Origin of the sequence: Undibacterium sp. Tian12W (assembly GCF_049339405.1) — a bacterium.
Taxonomy (GTDB): domain Bacteria; phylum Pseudomonadota; class Gammaproteobacteria; order Burkholderiales; family Burkholderiaceae_D; genus Undibacterium.
Map to the genome: position 1 here is coordinate 48719 of NZ_JBMPPK010000006.1, position 15027 is coordinate 63745.

17 protein-coding genes are annotated in these 15027 nt (G+C 49.7%); 4 read left to right on the forward strand and 13 right to left on the reverse strand.

The genetic code is table 11. From position 1 onward, the window contains the following. Positions 1-19: 19 nt before the first annotated feature. The 3 genes from ACO0LI_RS09000 to ACO0LI_RS09010 all read right to left on the reverse strand — a co-directional run bounded on the left by ACO0LI_RS09000 (position 20) and on the right by ACO0LI_RS09010 (position 1834). Positions 20-1015, reverse strand: coding sequence for an NAD(P)/FAD-dependent oxidoreductase (locus ACO0LI_RS09000; RefSeq protein ID WP_423032321.1), 996 nt, complete (start codon positions 1013-1015; stop codon positions 20-22). Between the two features lie 74 nt (positions 1016-1089). Next, a complete protein-coding gene (locus tag ACO0LI_RS09005) occupies positions 1090-1227 on the reverse strand; it encodes a hypothetical protein (protein WP_423032322.1) in 138 nt (45 codons plus the stop codon). Positions 1228-1384: 157 nt separating this feature from the next. Next, positions 1385-1834, reverse strand: coding sequence for a CBS domain-containing protein (locus ACO0LI_RS09010; protein WP_162041529.1), 450 nt, complete (start codon positions 1832-1834; stop codon positions 1385-1387). 188 nt (positions 1835-2022) lie between these two features. On the opposite strand from ACO0LI_RS09010, the gene ACO0LI_RS09015 reads away from it, so the two are divergent. Genes ACO0LI_RS09015 through ACO0LI_RS09025 form a run of 3 tightly spaced genes read left to right on the forward strand, consistent with a single transcriptional unit; the run spans position 2023 to position 4771 of the window. Further along, positions 2023-3333, forward strand: a complete 1311-nt coding sequence (locus tag ACO0LI_RS09015) for an O-acetylhomoserine aminocarboxypropyltransferase (protein ID WP_423032323.1) — start codon at positions 2023-2025, stop codon at positions 3331-3333. Position 3334: 1 nt separating this feature from the next. Beyond that, positions 3335-4141: an alpha/beta fold hydrolase gene (locus tag ACO0LI_RS09020; protein ID WP_423032324.1), complete on the forward strand. Its 807-nt coding sequence runs from the start codon at positions 3335-3337 to the stop codon at positions 4139-4141. Positions 4142-4147: 6 nt separating this feature from the next. Beyond that, positions 4148-4771 carry a LysE family translocator gene (locus ACO0LI_RS09025; protein WP_423032325.1) on the forward strand — a complete coding sequence of 208 codons (624 nt, stop codon included), beginning with the start codon at positions 4148-4150 and terminating at the stop codon, positions 4769-4771. A gap of 10 nt (positions 4772-4781) precedes the next feature. Here the strand turns inward: ACO0LI_RS09025 and ACO0LI_RS09030 are convergent, their stop codons facing one another. The 4 genes from ACO0LI_RS09030 to ACO0LI_RS09045 all read right to left on the reverse strand — a co-directional run bounded on the left by ACO0LI_RS09030 (position 4782) and on the right by ACO0LI_RS09045 (position 9443). Then, positions 4782-5852 (reverse strand): sulfotransferase family protein, encoded by a 1071-nt coding sequence (locus ACO0LI_RS09030; protein WP_162041533.1) that lies wholly within the window; start codon positions 5850-5852, stop codon positions 4782-4784. A gap of 68 nt (positions 5853-5920) precedes the next feature. Continuing rightward, complete coding sequence (locus ACO0LI_RS09035; RefSeq protein WP_423032326.1) at positions 5921-6931, reverse strand: hypothetical protein; 1011 nt, start codon at positions 6929-6931, stop codon at positions 5921-5923. A 19-nt stretch (positions 6932-6950) separates the two neighbouring features. Next, positions 6951-7655, reverse strand: a complete 705-nt coding sequence (gene cysC, locus ACO0LI_RS09040; protein ID WP_423032327.1) for an adenylyl-sulfate kinase — start codon at positions 7653-7655, stop codon at positions 6951-6953. 48 nt (positions 7656-7703) lie between these two features. Next, positions 7704-9443, reverse strand: a complete 1740-nt coding sequence (locus ACO0LI_RS09045) for a methyl-accepting chemotaxis protein (RefSeq protein ID WP_423032328.1) — start codon at positions 9441-9443, stop codon at positions 7704-7706. Positions 9444-9876: 433 nt separating this feature from the next. On the opposite strand from ACO0LI_RS09045, the gene ACO0LI_RS09050 reads away from it, so the two are divergent. Continuing rightward, positions 9877-10209, forward strand: coding sequence for an Mpo1-like protein (locus tag ACO0LI_RS09050; protein WP_422952654.1), 333 nt, complete (start codon positions 9877-9879; stop codon positions 10207-10209). A gap of 80 nt (positions 10210-10289) precedes the next feature. On the opposite strand, the gene ACO0LI_RS09055 is transcribed toward ACO0LI_RS09050, so the two are convergent. Genes ACO0LI_RS09055 through ACO0LI_RS09080 form a run of 6 tightly spaced genes read right to left on the reverse strand, consistent with a single transcriptional unit; the run spans position 10290 to position 15025 of the window. Then, positions 10290-10724: a GNAT family N-acetyltransferase gene (locus tag ACO0LI_RS09055; protein ID WP_422952655.1), complete on the reverse strand. Its 435-nt coding sequence runs from the start codon at positions 10722-10724 to the stop codon at positions 10290-10292. Continuing rightward, complete coding sequence (locus ACO0LI_RS09060; RefSeq protein WP_423032329.1) at positions 10721-11164, reverse strand: acyl-CoA thioesterase; 444 nt, start codon at positions 11162-11164, stop codon at positions 10721-10723. The genes ACO0LI_RS09055 and ACO0LI_RS09060 overlap by 4 nt, the downstream gene beginning before the upstream one ends. Positions 11165-11169: 5 nt before the next feature. Further along, positions 11170-12066 carry an alpha/beta fold hydrolase gene (locus ACO0LI_RS09065; protein ID WP_423032330.1) on the reverse strand — a complete coding sequence of 299 codons (897 nt, stop codon included), beginning with the start codon at positions 12064-12066 and terminating at the stop codon, positions 11170-11172. 33 nt (positions 12067-12099) lie between these two features. Continuing rightward, positions 12100-12999: an SDR family oxidoreductase gene (locus ACO0LI_RS09070; protein ID WP_423011859.1), complete on the reverse strand. Its 900-nt coding sequence runs from the start codon at positions 12997-12999 to the stop codon at positions 12100-12102. A gap of 47 nt (positions 13000-13046) precedes the next feature. Then, a complete protein-coding gene (locus ACO0LI_RS09075; RefSeq protein WP_423032331.1) occupies positions 13047-13979 on the reverse strand; it encodes a glutathione S-transferase family protein in 933 nt (310 codons plus the stop codon). Positions 13980-14014: 35 nt separating this feature from the next. Continuing rightward, positions 14015-15025 carry an NADP-dependent oxidoreductase gene (locus ACO0LI_RS09080; RefSeq protein WP_423032332.1) on the reverse strand — a complete coding sequence of 337 codons (1011 nt, stop codon included), beginning with the start codon at positions 15023-15025 and terminating at the stop codon, positions 14015-14017. Positions 15026-15027 lie beyond the last annotated feature (2 nt).

Below are 15027 nucleotides of genomic sequence, written 5' to 3' on the forward strand. Positions count from 1 at the left end.
CACAGCAACAAGCAAACAATCAGTCAGGAATTGCCTTTGCCAGTGCCAGCGCACTGAGGAAGGCATTTTCCACCTTGCCTGCCCCTTCAAGACCAGCAGCAAACCAGTCTCCACAGACACCTATACCCTGTTTGCCATTCCACAAGAAATCAGAAGCCACTGGTTTTACTGCCTCGGCATAACGCCAGCGGTGCACGACAGCATGGATGGGCTGTATCCATGAGCCAGTCGCTTCATGAAAGGCCTTGGTCAGTTTTTCTTTGACCCGCTCATCATCATCTTCCAGATGTTCAATACTCCAGGCCTGAGTAGCGTGACAAACCCAGCGCTCACCTGCCCTGTGCAAAGGTTTGGCATCATCATGCGCTATCCAGCCAAGGCGGGAATTATTGATCCAGGCACCGTCATATGACAAATCCAGTGAAGTCTGGAAGCCCAGCATCAGCGTCCAGCAAGGTGCCAGGTGGGCCTGCTTGGCCTGTTTGGCCAGGGCTGGCACCACACTCAACAAGGGTTCAGCCTGGTCAGCGGGTATAGCCAGTATCACTGCGTCAAACGGCCCGGCGGTTGCTGCAATTGGTACCGTGGCTGAACGGATGGACAGCAGCCATTGCTTGCCATGCGCCTCCAAGGCGCTTACCTGCTGCTCTGCACGCACATCCAGACCATGCGCCAGTTGCTTGCCCAGCGAACTCATGCCAGGTACGGCAATATAGCGTGTACCACTACGCCCTGCTGGCTTGCTACTGCCAGCCTCCAACGTTGCCAGCTTGGCAGTCCACGGAACGACCCAGCCAAATTTTTTCCAGTCTGCAATTTCTTTTTTAAAACGGTCCGAGCCCGCGGTGAAATATTGTGCGCCATGATCAAAACCACCCAGCTCCGTATGTCTGGTACTCATGCGGCCACTGACACCCATGCTTTTTTCATACACAGTGACATGATGACCTTGCGTCTGTAATTGTCGCGCAACTGTCAACCCTGCTAATCCGGCACCAACAACAGCGATATGCATATTATTTTCCTTATCTAGCGTCCAAACAGACAATAAAAAACGCCCGCTATACAAGCTTGCGGGCGTCAATTGGTTTAGTGCATATTGATATCTACTTTAGGAACAGCGTTCTCGCGTCCATGCAGACTGGCGCGGCGTGCTGTACAGTCAGGAACACTGCCCCTGACCAGGCGCAACATCCTGGCAACGCTGCGGTCAGGCGCGTGTGGCATGACTCTCGTAGAAGGTATAGGTATCCCAGAGAAACCTGAACTTGCTGCGCCGCTGCTAAGTCTCATACTAAGTTTCATTCGCGATCCTGAAATAGATATCGACACACCTTGATCTTTGCGCATTGATCTTTATTGATGAATGCGCAAGCATTCGTGATTACTGCTCGTTTTCTTCCACGGGCCAGTCACGGATATAGGCTTTCAACATCTTGTTTTCAAAACTTTGCGCTTCCAGCACGGCTCTGGCTACGTCATAGAATGAAATAACACCCAGCAGAGTTTTGGCATCCATGACAGGCAGGTAGCGCGAATGCTTTTCCAGCATCATGCGGCGCACTTCATTGACTTCTGTTTCTGGTGTCACAGTCAGTGGATGGTCATCCATATACTTGCGCACAGTGCCATTACCAAGTGAGCCCTGGTTTTTATGGATAGCGCGGATGACTTCACGGAAAGTCAGTATGCCAACCAGATCGCCGTATTCCATCACGACCAGAGAACCTATGTCTTTCTCTTCCATGACGCTAACGGCTTCAGTGATAGGGATATCAGGTGTGATCGTGAAAAGGATATTACCTTTCACTTGAAGTATCTCTGAAACTTTCATGATGTCCCTCCTCTTATACATTTTTGTGAGCCTTCATTGCAATGTATCGCAAGCCTTGCAAAAAATCCAGCATGTAAAATATTTTATTCATCATTTCACGCGCTTTGCTCCAAGTTTTTGCCCGCCTTTTGCATCTCAGGCATCAGCGATGGTAGCATTGCTGCCTCACAATATGGAGACTCTCACCAATGAGCGGCCCTAAATATCATGGCTTTGATACCCTGTCCCTGCATGCGGGCGCTGCGCCTGATCCAGCCACAGGCGCACGTGCCACCCCTATTTACCTGACATCCTCATTTGTGTTCAAGGATTCAGATCATGCAGCATCGCTCTTCAATATGGAAAGAGCAGGTCACGTCTATTCACGCATCTCCAACCCCACCAATGCTGTGCTGGAAGAAAGAATTGCCGCACTTGAAGGTGGTGTTGCAGGCATAGCCGTTGCCAGCGGGCAAGCTGCCATGCATCTGGGTCTGACAACCATAGCTGGTGCAGGTTCCCACGTTGTCGCTTCACGTGCCCTGTACGGAGGTTCGCAAAACCTGCTGGCCTATACGATGAAGCGCTTTGGCATAGAAACCACCTTTGTCGATCCACGAGATCTGCATGCCTGGCGTACCGCGATACGCCCAAATACCAAGGTGCTGTTTGCTGAAACCCTGGGCAATCCCGGCCTGGATGTGCTGAACATCCCAGCAGTAGCAGAAATTGCGCATGAGCATCATTTGCCACTGATGCTGGACTCGACCTTCACAACACCTTATCTGCTGAAACCATTCGATCATGGTGCTGACCTGGTATTTCATTCAGCGACCAAGTTCCTGTGCGGCCATGGCACAGCCATAGGTGGTTTGCTGGTCGATGGCGGTACGTTTGACTGGCAGGCAGCCTATGAAAAGACCGGGCACTTTGCTGAACTCTGCGAGCCTTATGATGGCTTCCACGGGATGGTGTTCAGCGAAGAATCAACAGTCGCGGCATTTTCACTCAGAGCCAGGCGGGAAGGCCTACGCGACTTTGGTGCCTGCATGAGCCCACACAATGCCTTCACTATTCTGCAAGGCATAGAAACCCTGGGCATGCGCATGGACAGGCATGTCGCAAACACCCGCAAAGTAGTCGAATTTTTGGTGGCGCACCCGGCGGTCGAGTCAGTCTCTTACCCTGAACTGGAAAATCACCCCGACTATGAACTGGCAAAGACGCTTCTACCCAAAGGTTGCGGTGCAGTATTTTCATTCAATATCAAAGGTAACCGCGCTGCCGGACAGCGTTTTATTGAATCACTGAATATTTTTTCTCACCTGGCCAATGTCGGCGATGCCAAGTCCCTGGCCATACATCCAGCATCAACCACCCACTTCCGCGTGCCGGCGGAGCAGTTGCTGGCATCCGGCATTACCGAGGGAACTATGCGTCTGTCGATAGGACTGGAAAATGTCGAAGACCTGATTGAAGACCTGTCCCGTGGCCTCAAAGCTGCACAGAAAGGAGCCTGAGATGTTATTTGAAGTCAATGGCCAGACAGCCTATTGCTATACCGGCGGCAAGGCTTACAACCCTGCTCTGCCCACGCTGGTGTTTATCCATGGCGCACAAAATGATCACTCGGTCTGGGGTTTGCAGACCCGTTACCTGGCACATCACGGTTTTAATGTGCTGGCAGTCGATTTGCCTGGCCATGGCCGCAGCAAGGGGCAGGCACTGACCAGCGTAGAACAAATGGCAGACTGGCTGCTTGCTTTGCTGGATGTGGCGGGCATAGCGCAAGCCACGCTGATTGGGCATAGCATGGGTTCCCTAATCGCACTGGAGACCTGCTTCAAAGCAAGCTCACGTGTCAGCAAACTCATCATGGTTGGTACCGCCTATCCCATGAAAGTATCAGACACCCTGCTTAATGCTGCCCGCGATGAAGAGCAGACCGCAATTGATATGGTGAATATCTGGTCACATACTTCCATTGCACACAAGCCGTCCTGCCCTGGCCCAGGGTTTTATGTCATGGGTGTCAGCCAGCGCCTGATGCAGCGTATTTCTGCCATCAATCCTGACAAGGTTTTTTATACCGATTTTGCGGCGTGTAATGCCTATGCCAATGGCGAAGCAGCTGCGCAATCAGTCACTTGCCCCAGTCTGTTCATACTCGGTAAAAAAGACATGATGACGCCAGCCAAGACCAGCCTGACTCTGAGCAAAGCCATCGCAAACAGCCAGCAAAAGATCATAGACAATTGCGGCCATTCTCTGATGTCAGAACAGGCAGATCAGGTGCTGACGGCCATTCTTGATTTTGTGAAGGCATAAGCAGCGATGGCGATGAATCTGGAAAGCTGGGCCTTGTTCACAGCGACTGAGGCAGCCTTGTCACTGTCTCCCGGCCCCGCAGTCATGATGGTGGTTGCCTATGGCATAGCCAGGGGCTGGCGCACATCCCTGTTTGTCACGCTTGGCATATTGACGGGCAATGCTATTTACTTTGCAATATCGGCGACGGGTATAGGTTCGTTAATACTCGCTTCACCTAAAGTATTCATGGCGATCAAATACCTGGGTGCGGCTTACCTGGTCTACCTTGGTTTATCAGCCATCTTTGGCAAGCCATCGCCATTGACCATATCCAAACTGGATGGCGTAGCGCTTAGTGGAAGGAAGATATTCAGCAGCGCACTGATGCTGCAATTGATGAACCCTAAAACTCTGTTGATGTTTGTGGCGATACTGCCGCAATTCATTGACCCCAGGGAGCCGGTAGGTGTGCAGATGTTGATACTGGCGGCCTGTTCCATCATTCCTGAATTTTTTATTCTGCTCGGCTATGGAATGCTGGCCAGCAAAGCCAGTCACTGGGCAACGCAGGAAAGGTATGCAGTGATTACAGAAAGAATAGCCGGCACTCTGGTGACAGGTGCCGGCATCATGGTTGCATTAGTATAAGGATCTGCCTTTATGCATGTGCGGGCAGGCGCTGATTGAGGCTGGCGAGGTAGTCTGCCCTGAAGCGGCGCAAGACATAGTCCTTGTAATTGTCATGCTTCAGGCTATCCCAGGCTTCCACCCTCCCCTTGCTGGATTTGTCCTTGGCTGCTGCCAGCACTTCAGGGCTCAATTCCAGGTTGGCATCGGTCATCATTTCATAGCCATACAATTGCATGAATTCTTTGGTCAGACTTTCTATGACTTCAATTTCCTGCATGCTCAGTTGCTGCTTGAATTTGTCCTTGTTAGCCATGACAGGCGGGAAGCGGTTGGTGGCCCACAATGCCGACATCTGTGATATTTGCTGCGCTTCGCTGGAATGGGTCACATCCAGCATCTCGGGCAGGAACTGTATGCCAAAGAATTGACAAATGGCTCGCAGGACAGTTTCCTGGTTACTCAGGAAGTCTTCATAACGTATGGTCAGCACTCTGTCCGGATGACGTTGAATAATATCGCGCGATAACTGGTGCGCTTCCAGCCAGGCAAGCGCATTCAGTGTCGAGTCATAATCATGAATGATGGCCTTGTTCATCGAAGCAACTTGCGCCCGGGGGTCCCTGACCACATTCAGGAACAGCATATTCGGGAACAACTGCAATAGCTCTTCTGCATAGTGCACACTATCGAGTGACTTATCCATGACGATACTGGCATGGTGATGCTCACCTGTACGCAACAACAATTCCCACAATATCCTGTGCACGCTGCGCTGATCATTCTTGATGGATTCAAACACATCCACAGGGTCAAACACCATGCCTTTCCATTTCACCATGCTGGCGGCTTGCAAGCCAACCACATCAACGACCAGCCTGAAATAAGACTCATCATCGCTCAAGTCACCATAGCGCGGCACCAGGGGCATGAAGTCAACGATATGCAGGGGATAAGGCGAATAAAATTCCTTGCTGTTATTCAGGCGCAGACGCAGGGCATGGCTGCCACAGCGGCGCAAGGGTATCATCAGGACAGGAGTCGGACGCTTATTGGAAGTAGTCGTTTTTTCTATACTGCTTGCACTATCTGATTCTGCCATGATGCTCTCCCGATGCTTGAACGTAGGAATATGGAAAACCGCTTATGTATCAGTCAGCTTAATTAAGCTCAAGTCAGACTGAGCTGAGGTATTCCCATTTTCTCAAAATAAGCTATAAAAGCTTGCACAAAACTATCCACTTCAGATGCTGGCAAATGATTGATGCCGCCCGCGCCGCGCCTGCCACCACCCGTTGCAAACGCAGAACAAAATTGACCCGCTGGACAATGATCTGCATCGCCTGAACGTATGCTTACGACATAACTGCCGTCAGGCTTTGCTGTCAGCACCGCGAATGATTTTCCAGGTTCTTCCTGTGTCAATTGATTTGCCAGAATGCCCGACACGCGCCTGGCCCAGGCCTGGGCAGGCAAGATATAAATGGATGTCAATTCACTTTCCCTGTCAGCATGCAGTCCTTGCATGAATGCCATATCAATGGCATAGGCATTACGCAGCACTGTAAATTGCGCCGCATTATGCAAAAAATCGAAAGGATCAATATAGTCATGCACCGCCTGATACAAAGCAGCAGGATGGAAATGTAAATCCTCTACTGATTCACCATAGGCGTTGTAGTTGAGCAAAGTGCCAAGTTCCTGCAACTGCCCGCGTTGCGATTGATTCAGGCCCGCCTCACCCGCCATCACAGTTGCGACTGCTGGCAAGTTATCACCATAAGCCGCTACCACGGCCCACTTCCAATACAGACCGTTTAAATACCGATTGACCAGTATGCTACTGCATACATCGGCCGCTATGTCGCAATACAAATGCAGATGCTCATGTTCAAAGGCCTGTGCTGCATTGTGATGATCGAAGTAAGTGACTTCTGCACCTGCCTTCAGATGCTGACGCAGTGCGGCAATATTGCTGTCCAATGAAATATCCAGCACCGTCACCTTGTCACCTGATTTGGTGGAGAAACGATTCAGTAAATCAATATCCCGCTTAGCACCTGTAATCAATTCTGCCGTAAAGGGCTCAGCCAGTCTGAGCTGGTGCAATGCGCAGATGCCATCTGCGTCACCATTAAATACATCATAGGCTGCTACTGAATTATTGATCTCTGTTGACATGGCCGACGTCATCCTTTTGCTATTTGATATAGCATAATCCTATCAGGTGTCTATAGAGTTTTTCCGCCGCGTCTTCTATGGTGTGTTGCTCGGAATTGATTTCCAGGTCTGGATCAAGGGGAGCCTCGTAAGGCGCTGAAACCCCGGTAAATTCTGGTATTTCTCCCCTGCGCGCCTTGGCATACAGGCCTTTGGGGTCGCGCCTCTCGCAAACTATGCCTGGTGTGCTGACATGTACTTCGACAAAGCGCTCCTGGCCTATGATCTCTTTCGCCATCGCCCTGTCGTCACGGAATGGTGAAATAAATGCAGTGATGGCAATCATGCCAGCTTCATTCATGAGGTGTGCAACCTCGGCCGCCCTGCGTATGTTTTCACGTCTGTCGTGTGCCGAAAAACCAAGGTCGCTATTCAAATGATGGCGCAGGTTATCGCCATCAACAACGAAGCAGCAGTGCCCGCGTTCCAGTAATATTTTTTCCAGGGCATAGGCCAAAGTAGATTTTCCCGCGCCACTCAAACCAGTCAGCCACAAGGTAGCGGGACTTTGCCGCATCAGGCGTTCACGTGCATTGGAATTGACGACGCCATAGTGCCATTTAATATCTATGCCGTTAGTCTGTGGGCTTTGCACAAAACGGCCAAATTGTGTCCTGCGCTCTACCCTGACCGTAGTCTGCTCAACTTGAGGCTTGTCTTCCAGCATGCTCGTATTCGCTTGCATAGATTGCTCCCGGTTTTACCACTGATGCCCAACAATCAATTCAATTCATTAAAACTCTTCCCAATCACCGTTACCGGACTGAGGATTGCTTTTCGCATTTGCCACGCGCTTGATCTGCTTCACAGGTGCATTATTTTGCGGTGCAGCTTTTTTAATCAAAGGAACGATTTTTTTGTTTTCCATGACCGACTCCTGCCATGTAGCTTGAGCATTTTTTTCTGCCGTCAACTGGAAGGTACTTACCAGTTCAGACAAGTCGTCTGCCTGGTTTTGCAAGGCAGTAGCTGCAGCTGCCGCCTCTTCTACCAGAGCAGCATTTTGCTGTGTAACATCGTCCATCTGTACAATGGCTTCATTGATCTGCTCTATCCCTGCCGTCTGCTCCTGGCTGGCCAGCATGATTTCGCTCATGATGCCAGTGACGCGTTTGATACTGACGACTATTTCATCCATGGTCACACCAGCCTGATCAACCAGTTTGGCACCGACTTCTACCTTCGTGACAGAATCGTCGATCAAATGCTTGATCTCGCGTGCGGCTTCGGCTGAGCGTTGTGCCAGGTTTCTGACTTCTGTCGCAACCACGGCAAAGCCGCGGCCTTGCTCACCAGCACGGGCAGCCTCCACAGCAGCATTGAGCGCCAGTATATTGGTCTGGAAAGCAATGCCATCTATCACACCGATGATATCGACAATTTTGCGGGAAGAAGTATTGATCGAACCCATGGTATGAACAACCTCAGATACGACCGTGCCGCCTTTCACCGCGACATCCGAAGCAGATTGCGCAAGAATATTGGCCTGCCTGGCACTGTCGGCATTTTGTTTGACGGTAGAGGTAAGCTCTTCCATGGACGATGCTGTTTCTTCCAGAGAGCCAGCTTGCGCCTCAGTACGGGAAGACAAGTCCATATTGCCTGAAGCAATTTGCCGCGACGCTGTAGCAATCGTGTCAGTGCCTGAACGCACCATGCCAACAATGTCAGCCAAACCTTTTTGCATTTCGTACATGGCATGCATGAGACTATGTTCATCCTTGTCAGCCAGACTGATGGGCACTGACAAATCACCAGCCGCAATTCTCTCGGCAATTTGCACGGCGTAGCGGGGTTCGCCGCCCAATTGTTTCAACAAACTCCTGACGATCAGCCAGGCGGCCGCCATACCCACGAACAGGGCTGCAGCGCCAAACAGGTACATGAGTTTTTTTGCGCTGTTATAGTCTTGCTCTGCCTGCACTATTGCCGCTGAGTTTTGTTTTTCTTCATCAGAAATAAAATCATTCAGCAAATCCCACCACTTCTTCTGCACAGGACGAAATTCGAAGCGGAGTAATTTATAAGCTTCTTCCCCTTTTTTTTGCACGCCGAGATCGGCACCTTTGGCAATAAAAGACTCTGACAGCTTGGCCTGGTCCCTGATTTTACCGAGCAAGGCAATTTGCTCTGGAGAAGCATTGGGATCAGCATTCAGCATCTGAGTGAGCTTATCTTCTGCCTCAGTATATTTTTTTGTCTGTGCAGCTATCCTTTTTACTTCAATCTGGATTTCTGCTTCGTCTGACAACAAAATGAGATTTCGCAAAGCCAGTGCCCGCTCCGTCACAGTCAGATACATGGTAGAAGCCAGTTTGGACTGGACATTATTGACGTTGGCGATTTCTTCCAGACGCTGATGCATCTTCGCCATGTAAGTTATTCCCAGTAGCAAAACAACCAGCAGCAAGCCCAACACCAGGCCAAAACCTGTGATCAGACGGGTTGAGACTTTCGAATTCTCAATATTCATGATTCCCCCAAAAACGTTGTCAGCGACAAAAATGTTTGACTTGGTCTGTACTATCAGGGCTTGCATAAGTTTGTTCGACAAACTCATATTGCCACATGGAATTTAATGCCACAAGGAAATTATTAAAGATTGTGTCTTTTGAATAAAGCTTTTAACTTCAATTACTTACATCATTAAATATAACTATCAGGGACTGGTATCTAGTAGCAAAAAACATATATAGTTATGCTCAAAGTTTATATCATTGAATAATAGTAGATGTTTTTACAATGTCAATATTGCAATTCATCATTATTTTAGGCATTCAAGTACACAATGGAATAAATCATTTAAAGATTTAAAAATTAAGTGACCGACACGGGCATATAACCTACTATGCTTGTAGGACGGCAATGCTGAGGTCGAAAGTCATGTAGCTAAAGAGGAGACAAAAATGGCAGAGAAATTTACTGATTTTTCGAAGTTTTATGCTTTTTACCTGACCGAGCACAGCAACAAAACTTGCAGGCAATTGCATTTCCTGGGAAGCAGCCTGGTTATCTTGTGTGTCGCCACATTCATGGTCACGGGTCAGGCTGCTTATTTGCTGGCGGCACCAGTCTGTGGCTACGGCTTTGCCTGGTTAGGTCATTTTGTTTTTGAAAAGAATCGTCCGGCCTCATTCAAACAGCCCTTGTTCTCTTTCATGGGGGATTGGGTCATGTATTGGCAATTACTGAGCGGGGCAATCAGCTTTTCCCCTCAGGATGATGTGCGCAAAACTTGAAATAAAACATGAAATAAGACATGACATAAAACATAAAATCAAGATGCCGCCCTATCATACCAGGCCCGCTCTTGAATTGATCAGACGAAGTGGTAAATCATACTGACATGGGGAATGCCAGCCTCTTCAAAAATCTCGCCATCGCGGGTATAGCCTTCTTTAAGATAGAAGTTCTCTGCTGATTGTTGCGCATTCAAGCGCACAGCTACCTCGCCTCTGGCCTTCGCCTCTTTCATCAAGGCACGCAAAATCTGTGCGCCTACACCCAAACCACGCGCCGTTGCCAGCACAGCCATGCGGCCTATATGCGCGTCAGGCAACAGGCGGCCTGTTCCCACTGCCTTACCATCCACTTCATAAGCAACTGCATGCAGGCATTCTGCATCAGCTGCGTCCCACTCCAGCTCTACCGGGATTTTTTGCTCGATGACAAACACTTCATAGCGTATGGCTTGCGCATCTTTTTGCAGCGTGGCCCAGTCAGCAATGACCAGGCGGAGGTTTTCAGTATTCATGTTCGGGTATCAGCGGGTGCATGCGTTTCAAAGGATGAAATTATCGCACGCCATGCATCTGTGACGGTAACTGCCTTGCGTTTTTCTGTATCGGCATACACATACACCAGCTCGCCAGATATCAAATGATTTTCACCAAGATAAATTTCGAGGATAAACTGCAGAGAAGACCTACCTATGCTGGCACAACGCACACCAATATCGAGCTCATCATCAAACCTGGCTGGCGCCATGTATTCGATAGTAGATTTGCGGGCAAACAATTCTTTACCCTCGGCTGCCTGGGTAATCACATTCGGCAAACCGGTAGCACGCCAGTATTCGGTAAAAGCCACGTCAAAATAATTGAGGTAATTGCCATTAAAGACAATGGCTTGCATATCTACCTCAGACCAGCGCACCCGCAAGCGGTGAAAGAAAGCAAAATCTGCTTTGGCCATAATCCCTAACTTTGTAAAAATTGACGGATAAGACGGTTTACACGTTCGGGCTGTTCATGAATAACCCAGTGTGAACCCTCTGCAATGCGCTGTATCTGGATATCATCAACAAAATTCTCCAGGCCATCCAGCAAGGTCTTGGGCAAGGCCTTGTCATTCTCCCCCCAGATGACGCGGGTGGGTACCTTGACTTGAAAATCAGCCGGATTCAGATTCAACTGCAGCGGCCCCGGATTCTTTTCTGTCGGTGGGTGCAATGGTGAAGCACGGTAATAATTAACACCACCAGTGAGACCACGCGCCCAGCAAGCATGGTAAGCCGCTTGTGTCTCAGCATCAAACCACGCTGCATCACCCTGCCCCATGCCATTGAAGAAGCCATCCATGAGGGCGAAGTTATCTTTTGCAAGTGCTTCTTCAGAACCTGGATTGCGCAACCAGTTCATGTATTCGCTGGAGGTTTTTTGCGCAGGGTCAGTCGCCAACGCCTGCATGAACAGATAAGGATGAGGAGAATTGATAATAATCAGTTTTTCAAACAAGGCAGGCAAGGCAATCGCCATATTCCAGCATACCGCTCCGCCCCAGTCATGGGCCACAACCGTGGATTGCTGATAACCCAGATGGGCAATCAGCAAACGCAAGTCATCGACGATATGCCTAGCCTTGTAGGCAGCAACATCAGCAGGCATATCAGACAGATTGAAGCCTCGCAAATCCGGTGCCACGGCAAAATAATCCTGTCCAAACTCAGCCAGTTGTCCTGACCATTCGTACCAGAACTCTGGAAAGCCATGCACGAACAAGATCAATGGCCTGCCGCGCTCACCCGCGCTGGCGAAATGCAGGCGCGTTCCATTTTCCAGTGTGGCAAACTGATTACTTAATATTTCTACTGTCATCTAAGCTTCTCCCTGATGCTTGTAAAGTGATAATTAAGCCTTCAACTTGGCTCTGAGCATGTCACGGATATGCGGCGCCGCCTTGTAAGGGTCGCCAGGGTTGCGTTGCAGGACGATATCTTCCATGCGTTCCTGCACGTTACCAAGAGCACCGGGATGAGAGAAGATGTAGAACTGTTCATCAGCGATTGCCTTGAAGGTATTTTCAGCCACTTCTTCTGCCGTTACTTTGCCAGAATTCACAGCCTTGTCTGACATCGCCTGTGCTGCTCTCTGGCTGGCGGTTGGTGCAGAACCTGGGACATCTTCAGGGCGATTTCTATGCGATTGTGAAATGCCTGTTGGTACAAAATATGGGCACAACACAGATGCGCCTATCGGTGCTTCTACCAGTTTCAAATCCTGATACAGGGATTCTGACAAAGACACTACTGCATGCTTGGAGACGTTGTATACACCCATGGTCGGCGCATTGAGCAAACCGGCCATGGATGCCGTGTTGACGATATGTCCTTCAAATTGCGGGTCTTTCTTTGCACATTCCAGCATGAGGTTGGTAAAGATGCGCACACCGTGGATGACACCCCAGAGATTGACGCCTATCACCCAATCCCAGTCAGCCTGGGTGTTTTCCCAGATAAGGCCACCGGAACCGACACCGGCATTATTGAATACCAGATGCACAGCACCAAACTTCTCCATGGTAGCGTCAGCCAGGGCCTGTACTTCTTCTGCATGGCGTACATCGCAACGCATGGCCAGCACCTGCGCCCCTTGTGCTTCCAGCTCGGCTTTGGTCTTGTCCAGGGCATCTTGCTGTACATCAGCTAGCACCAGCTTCATGCCCAGGCGCGCGCCGATAATCGCAAATTCACGGCCAAAACCGCTGGCACCACCGGTGATTACGGCTACTCTGTCTTTAAATACTTTCATGTTGTCTCCTGTATGTGATTTATTAAATTTATTTGTTTTGGATTAATTTATTTTGCGCGTTTCATCTGGAAGCCTACACGTGGGAAATGCACGACCACAGTTCCGGCTCGTTCATCTTGACGGCGCACGGCTAATTCATTTTCACTGGCGATGACAAGTTCGCCCACGACCGGGTCCAGCGCATAGTCAGTCGGCATGATGGCAACCTGCTCACCCAGCGCTATGCCATGGCTGTCAACAAAATTGCGCCCTGCGATATCAAAGCCTTTCGCATTTTTGGCGATCTCCATTGCCTCCGTGCTGCTTAGAGTTGCAGACTGGTGATGGCCGAAGGCAGCGATACGATTCATCCACTCCAGTAGCTTTGGATAAGCATCAAAGACAGGATTAATTGCTGGAGCCAGTCGTATCAGCCACAAAGCCTGATAGACAGAAAAATCAGCAATACTGGCTTGCGCGCCCAATAGGAAAGGAGCATCACCACTGAGCATGTTTTCGAGACGACTTAAGTATTCTAGAAGCTGCCCTTTGGCTTCACCCATGCTGGTGCGTGGCATATTGCCACGCATGGTGGCACGGTCTGCACTGAAGGCCTGCAATTCTTCAGCGCTGATATTGCCGAATATGGATGGGATAGCTGCTGGCTGGAATGCATAGGGGATTGCTGTCCAGAACAGCGTAGTATCAGCCCATTGCGCCAGGTTGCGCGCAAGACCATTGACGGCAACCGGATAGAGAGAAGGTGCAGGTGATCGTTTTTCCACCACCTCTGCAATCAAAGATGTATCACAATAAATATCTCCACCGATTTGCAGTATCGGCGTGCGTCGGTAACCACCTGTCAATGCCGTTACATCCGGCTTGGGCATGATGATGGGTACCGTTACAGATTTCCACTTCAATTGTTTGAAACCGAAAATCAGGCGGATTTTTTCTGAAAACGGAGAAACTGCAAAATTATGGAAAATAATATCGGACATGATTGCTCTGCGCTCTTTTGGTTTATACGATTAACTCAAATCAGCTTTACCAACTGCTTGCCGAAGTTCTTGCCTTTCAACAGACCAATAAATGCTTCGGGCGCAGCAGCAATGCCTTCAGCAACAGATTCACGGAACTTCAGTTTACCAGTAGCAACCAGGCCACCCAGTTCTTTCAAACCCTGCGGCCACAAATCCATGTGTTCAGAGACGATAAAGCCACGCATGGTCAGGCGCATGGTCAAAAATACCCGGGCATTCTTGATACTCAGTTGTTCGCCGTTATATCCGGCAATCAAACCACACAGGGCGATACGGCCAAAGGCGTTCATGCGTGCCAGACTGGCATCAAAGATTTCACCGCCAACATTTTCAAATACGGTATCAATACCATCCGGCGTTGCAGCGGCCAAGTCGGCTTCCAGATTACCTGCCTTGTAATCGATACAGGCATCAAAGCCCAGTTCATTGACAACATAAGCACATTTGTCTGCACCACCGGCTATACCGACCACGCGGCAACCCAGTTGCTTGCCCAGTTGACCAACTACACTGCCTACTGCACCGCTCGCAGCAGACACCACGATAGTTTCTCCAGCTTTAGGTTGCATGATCTGGGTCAGGCCATACCAGGCTGTCAAACCGGGCATACCAACTGAGCCCAGGTAGGCAGATAAAGGAATATGCGTCGTATCCACTTTACGCAACAGCAAGCCATCAGACACACCCATTTCTGACCAACCCAGCATGCCTATGACTTTGTCACTGACATTGAATTTGGCATTCTTGCTTGCGACCACTTCACCTACCGTGCCGCCTATCATGGTTTCACCTATGACTTGTGGGGCGGCATAGCTTTTGGCATCTTCCATGCGGCCACGCATGTAAGGGTCTAAGGACATGTAATGATTTCGTACCAACAGCTCGCCATCCTTGAGTTCTGGCACAGGCAGAGATTCAAGACGGAAGTTTTCTGGCACAACCTGGCCTTTGGGGCGGGAAGCCAGTACGATACGTTGATACGCAAGTTGAGAATTAGTCGTCATGG

Excerpts from the sequence above, each read along its gene's own strand:
- ACO0LI_RS09000 (WP_423032321.1), bottom strand. The coding sequence starts at position 1,015 with ATGCATATCGCTGTTGTTGGTGCCGGATTAGCAGGGTTGACAGTTGCG.
- ACO0LI_RS09030 (WP_162041533.1), bottom strand. The coding sequence starts at position 5,852 with ATGGCAGAATCAGATAGTGCAAGCAGTATAGAAAAAACGACTACTTCC.
- ACO0LI_RS09055 (WP_422952655.1), bottom strand. The coding sequence starts at position 10,724 with ATGAATACTGAAAACCTCCGCCTGGTCATTGCTGACTGGGCCACGCTG.
- cysC (WP_423032327.1), bottom strand. The coding sequence starts at position 7,655 with ATGCAAGCGAATACGAGCATGCTGGAAGACAAGCCTCAAGTTGAGCAG.
- ACO0LI_RS09005 (WP_423032322.1), bottom strand. The coding sequence starts at position 1,227 with ATGCCACACGCGCCTGACCGCAGCGTTGCCAGGATGTTGCGCCTGGTC.
- ACO0LI_RS09080 (WP_423032332.1), bottom strand. The coding sequence starts at position 15,025 with ATGACGACTAATTCTCAACTTGCGTATCAACGTATCGTACTGGCTTCC.
- ACO0LI_RS09065 (WP_423032330.1), bottom strand. The coding sequence starts at position 12,066 with ATGACAGTAGAAATATTAAGTAATCAGTTTGCCACACTGGAAAATGGA.
- ACO0LI_RS09015 (WP_423032323.1), top strand. The coding sequence starts at position 2,023 with ATGAGCGGCCCTAAATATCATGGCTTTGATACCCTGTCCCTGCATGCG.
- ACO0LI_RS09035 (WP_423032326.1), bottom strand. The coding sequence starts at position 6,931 with ATGTCAACAGAGATCAATAATTCAGTAGCAGCCTATGATGTATTTAAT.
- ACO0LI_RS09025 (WP_423032325.1), top strand. The coding sequence starts at position 4,148 with ATGGCGATGAATCTGGAAAGCTGGGCCTTGTTCACAGCGACTGAGGCA.
- ACO0LI_RS09060 (WP_423032329.1), bottom strand. The coding sequence starts at position 11,164 with ATGGCCAAAGCAGATTTTGCTTTCTTTCACCGCTTGCGGGTGCGCTGG.
- ACO0LI_RS09010 (WP_162041529.1), bottom strand. The coding sequence starts at position 1,834 with ATGAAAGTTTCAGAGATACTTCAAGTGAAAGGTAATATCCTTTTCACG.
- ACO0LI_RS09075 (WP_423032331.1), bottom strand. The coding sequence starts at position 13,979 with ATGTCCGATATTATTTTCCATAATTTTGCAGTTTCTCCGTTTTCAGAA.
- ACO0LI_RS09050 (WP_422952654.1), top strand. The coding sequence starts at position 9,877 with ATGGCAGAGAAATTTACTGATTTTTCGAAGTTTTATGCTTTTTACCTG.
- ACO0LI_RS09070 (WP_423011859.1), bottom strand. The coding sequence starts at position 12,999 with ATGAAAGTATTTAAAGACAGAGTAGCCGTAATCACCGGTGGTGCCAGC.
- ACO0LI_RS09020 (WP_423032324.1), top strand. The coding sequence starts at position 3,335 with ATGTTATTTGAAGTCAATGGCCAGACAGCCTATTGCTATACCGGCGGC.
- ACO0LI_RS09045 (WP_423032328.1), bottom strand. The coding sequence starts at position 9,443 with ATGAATATTGAGAATTCGAAAGTCTCAACCCGTCTGATCACAGGTTTT.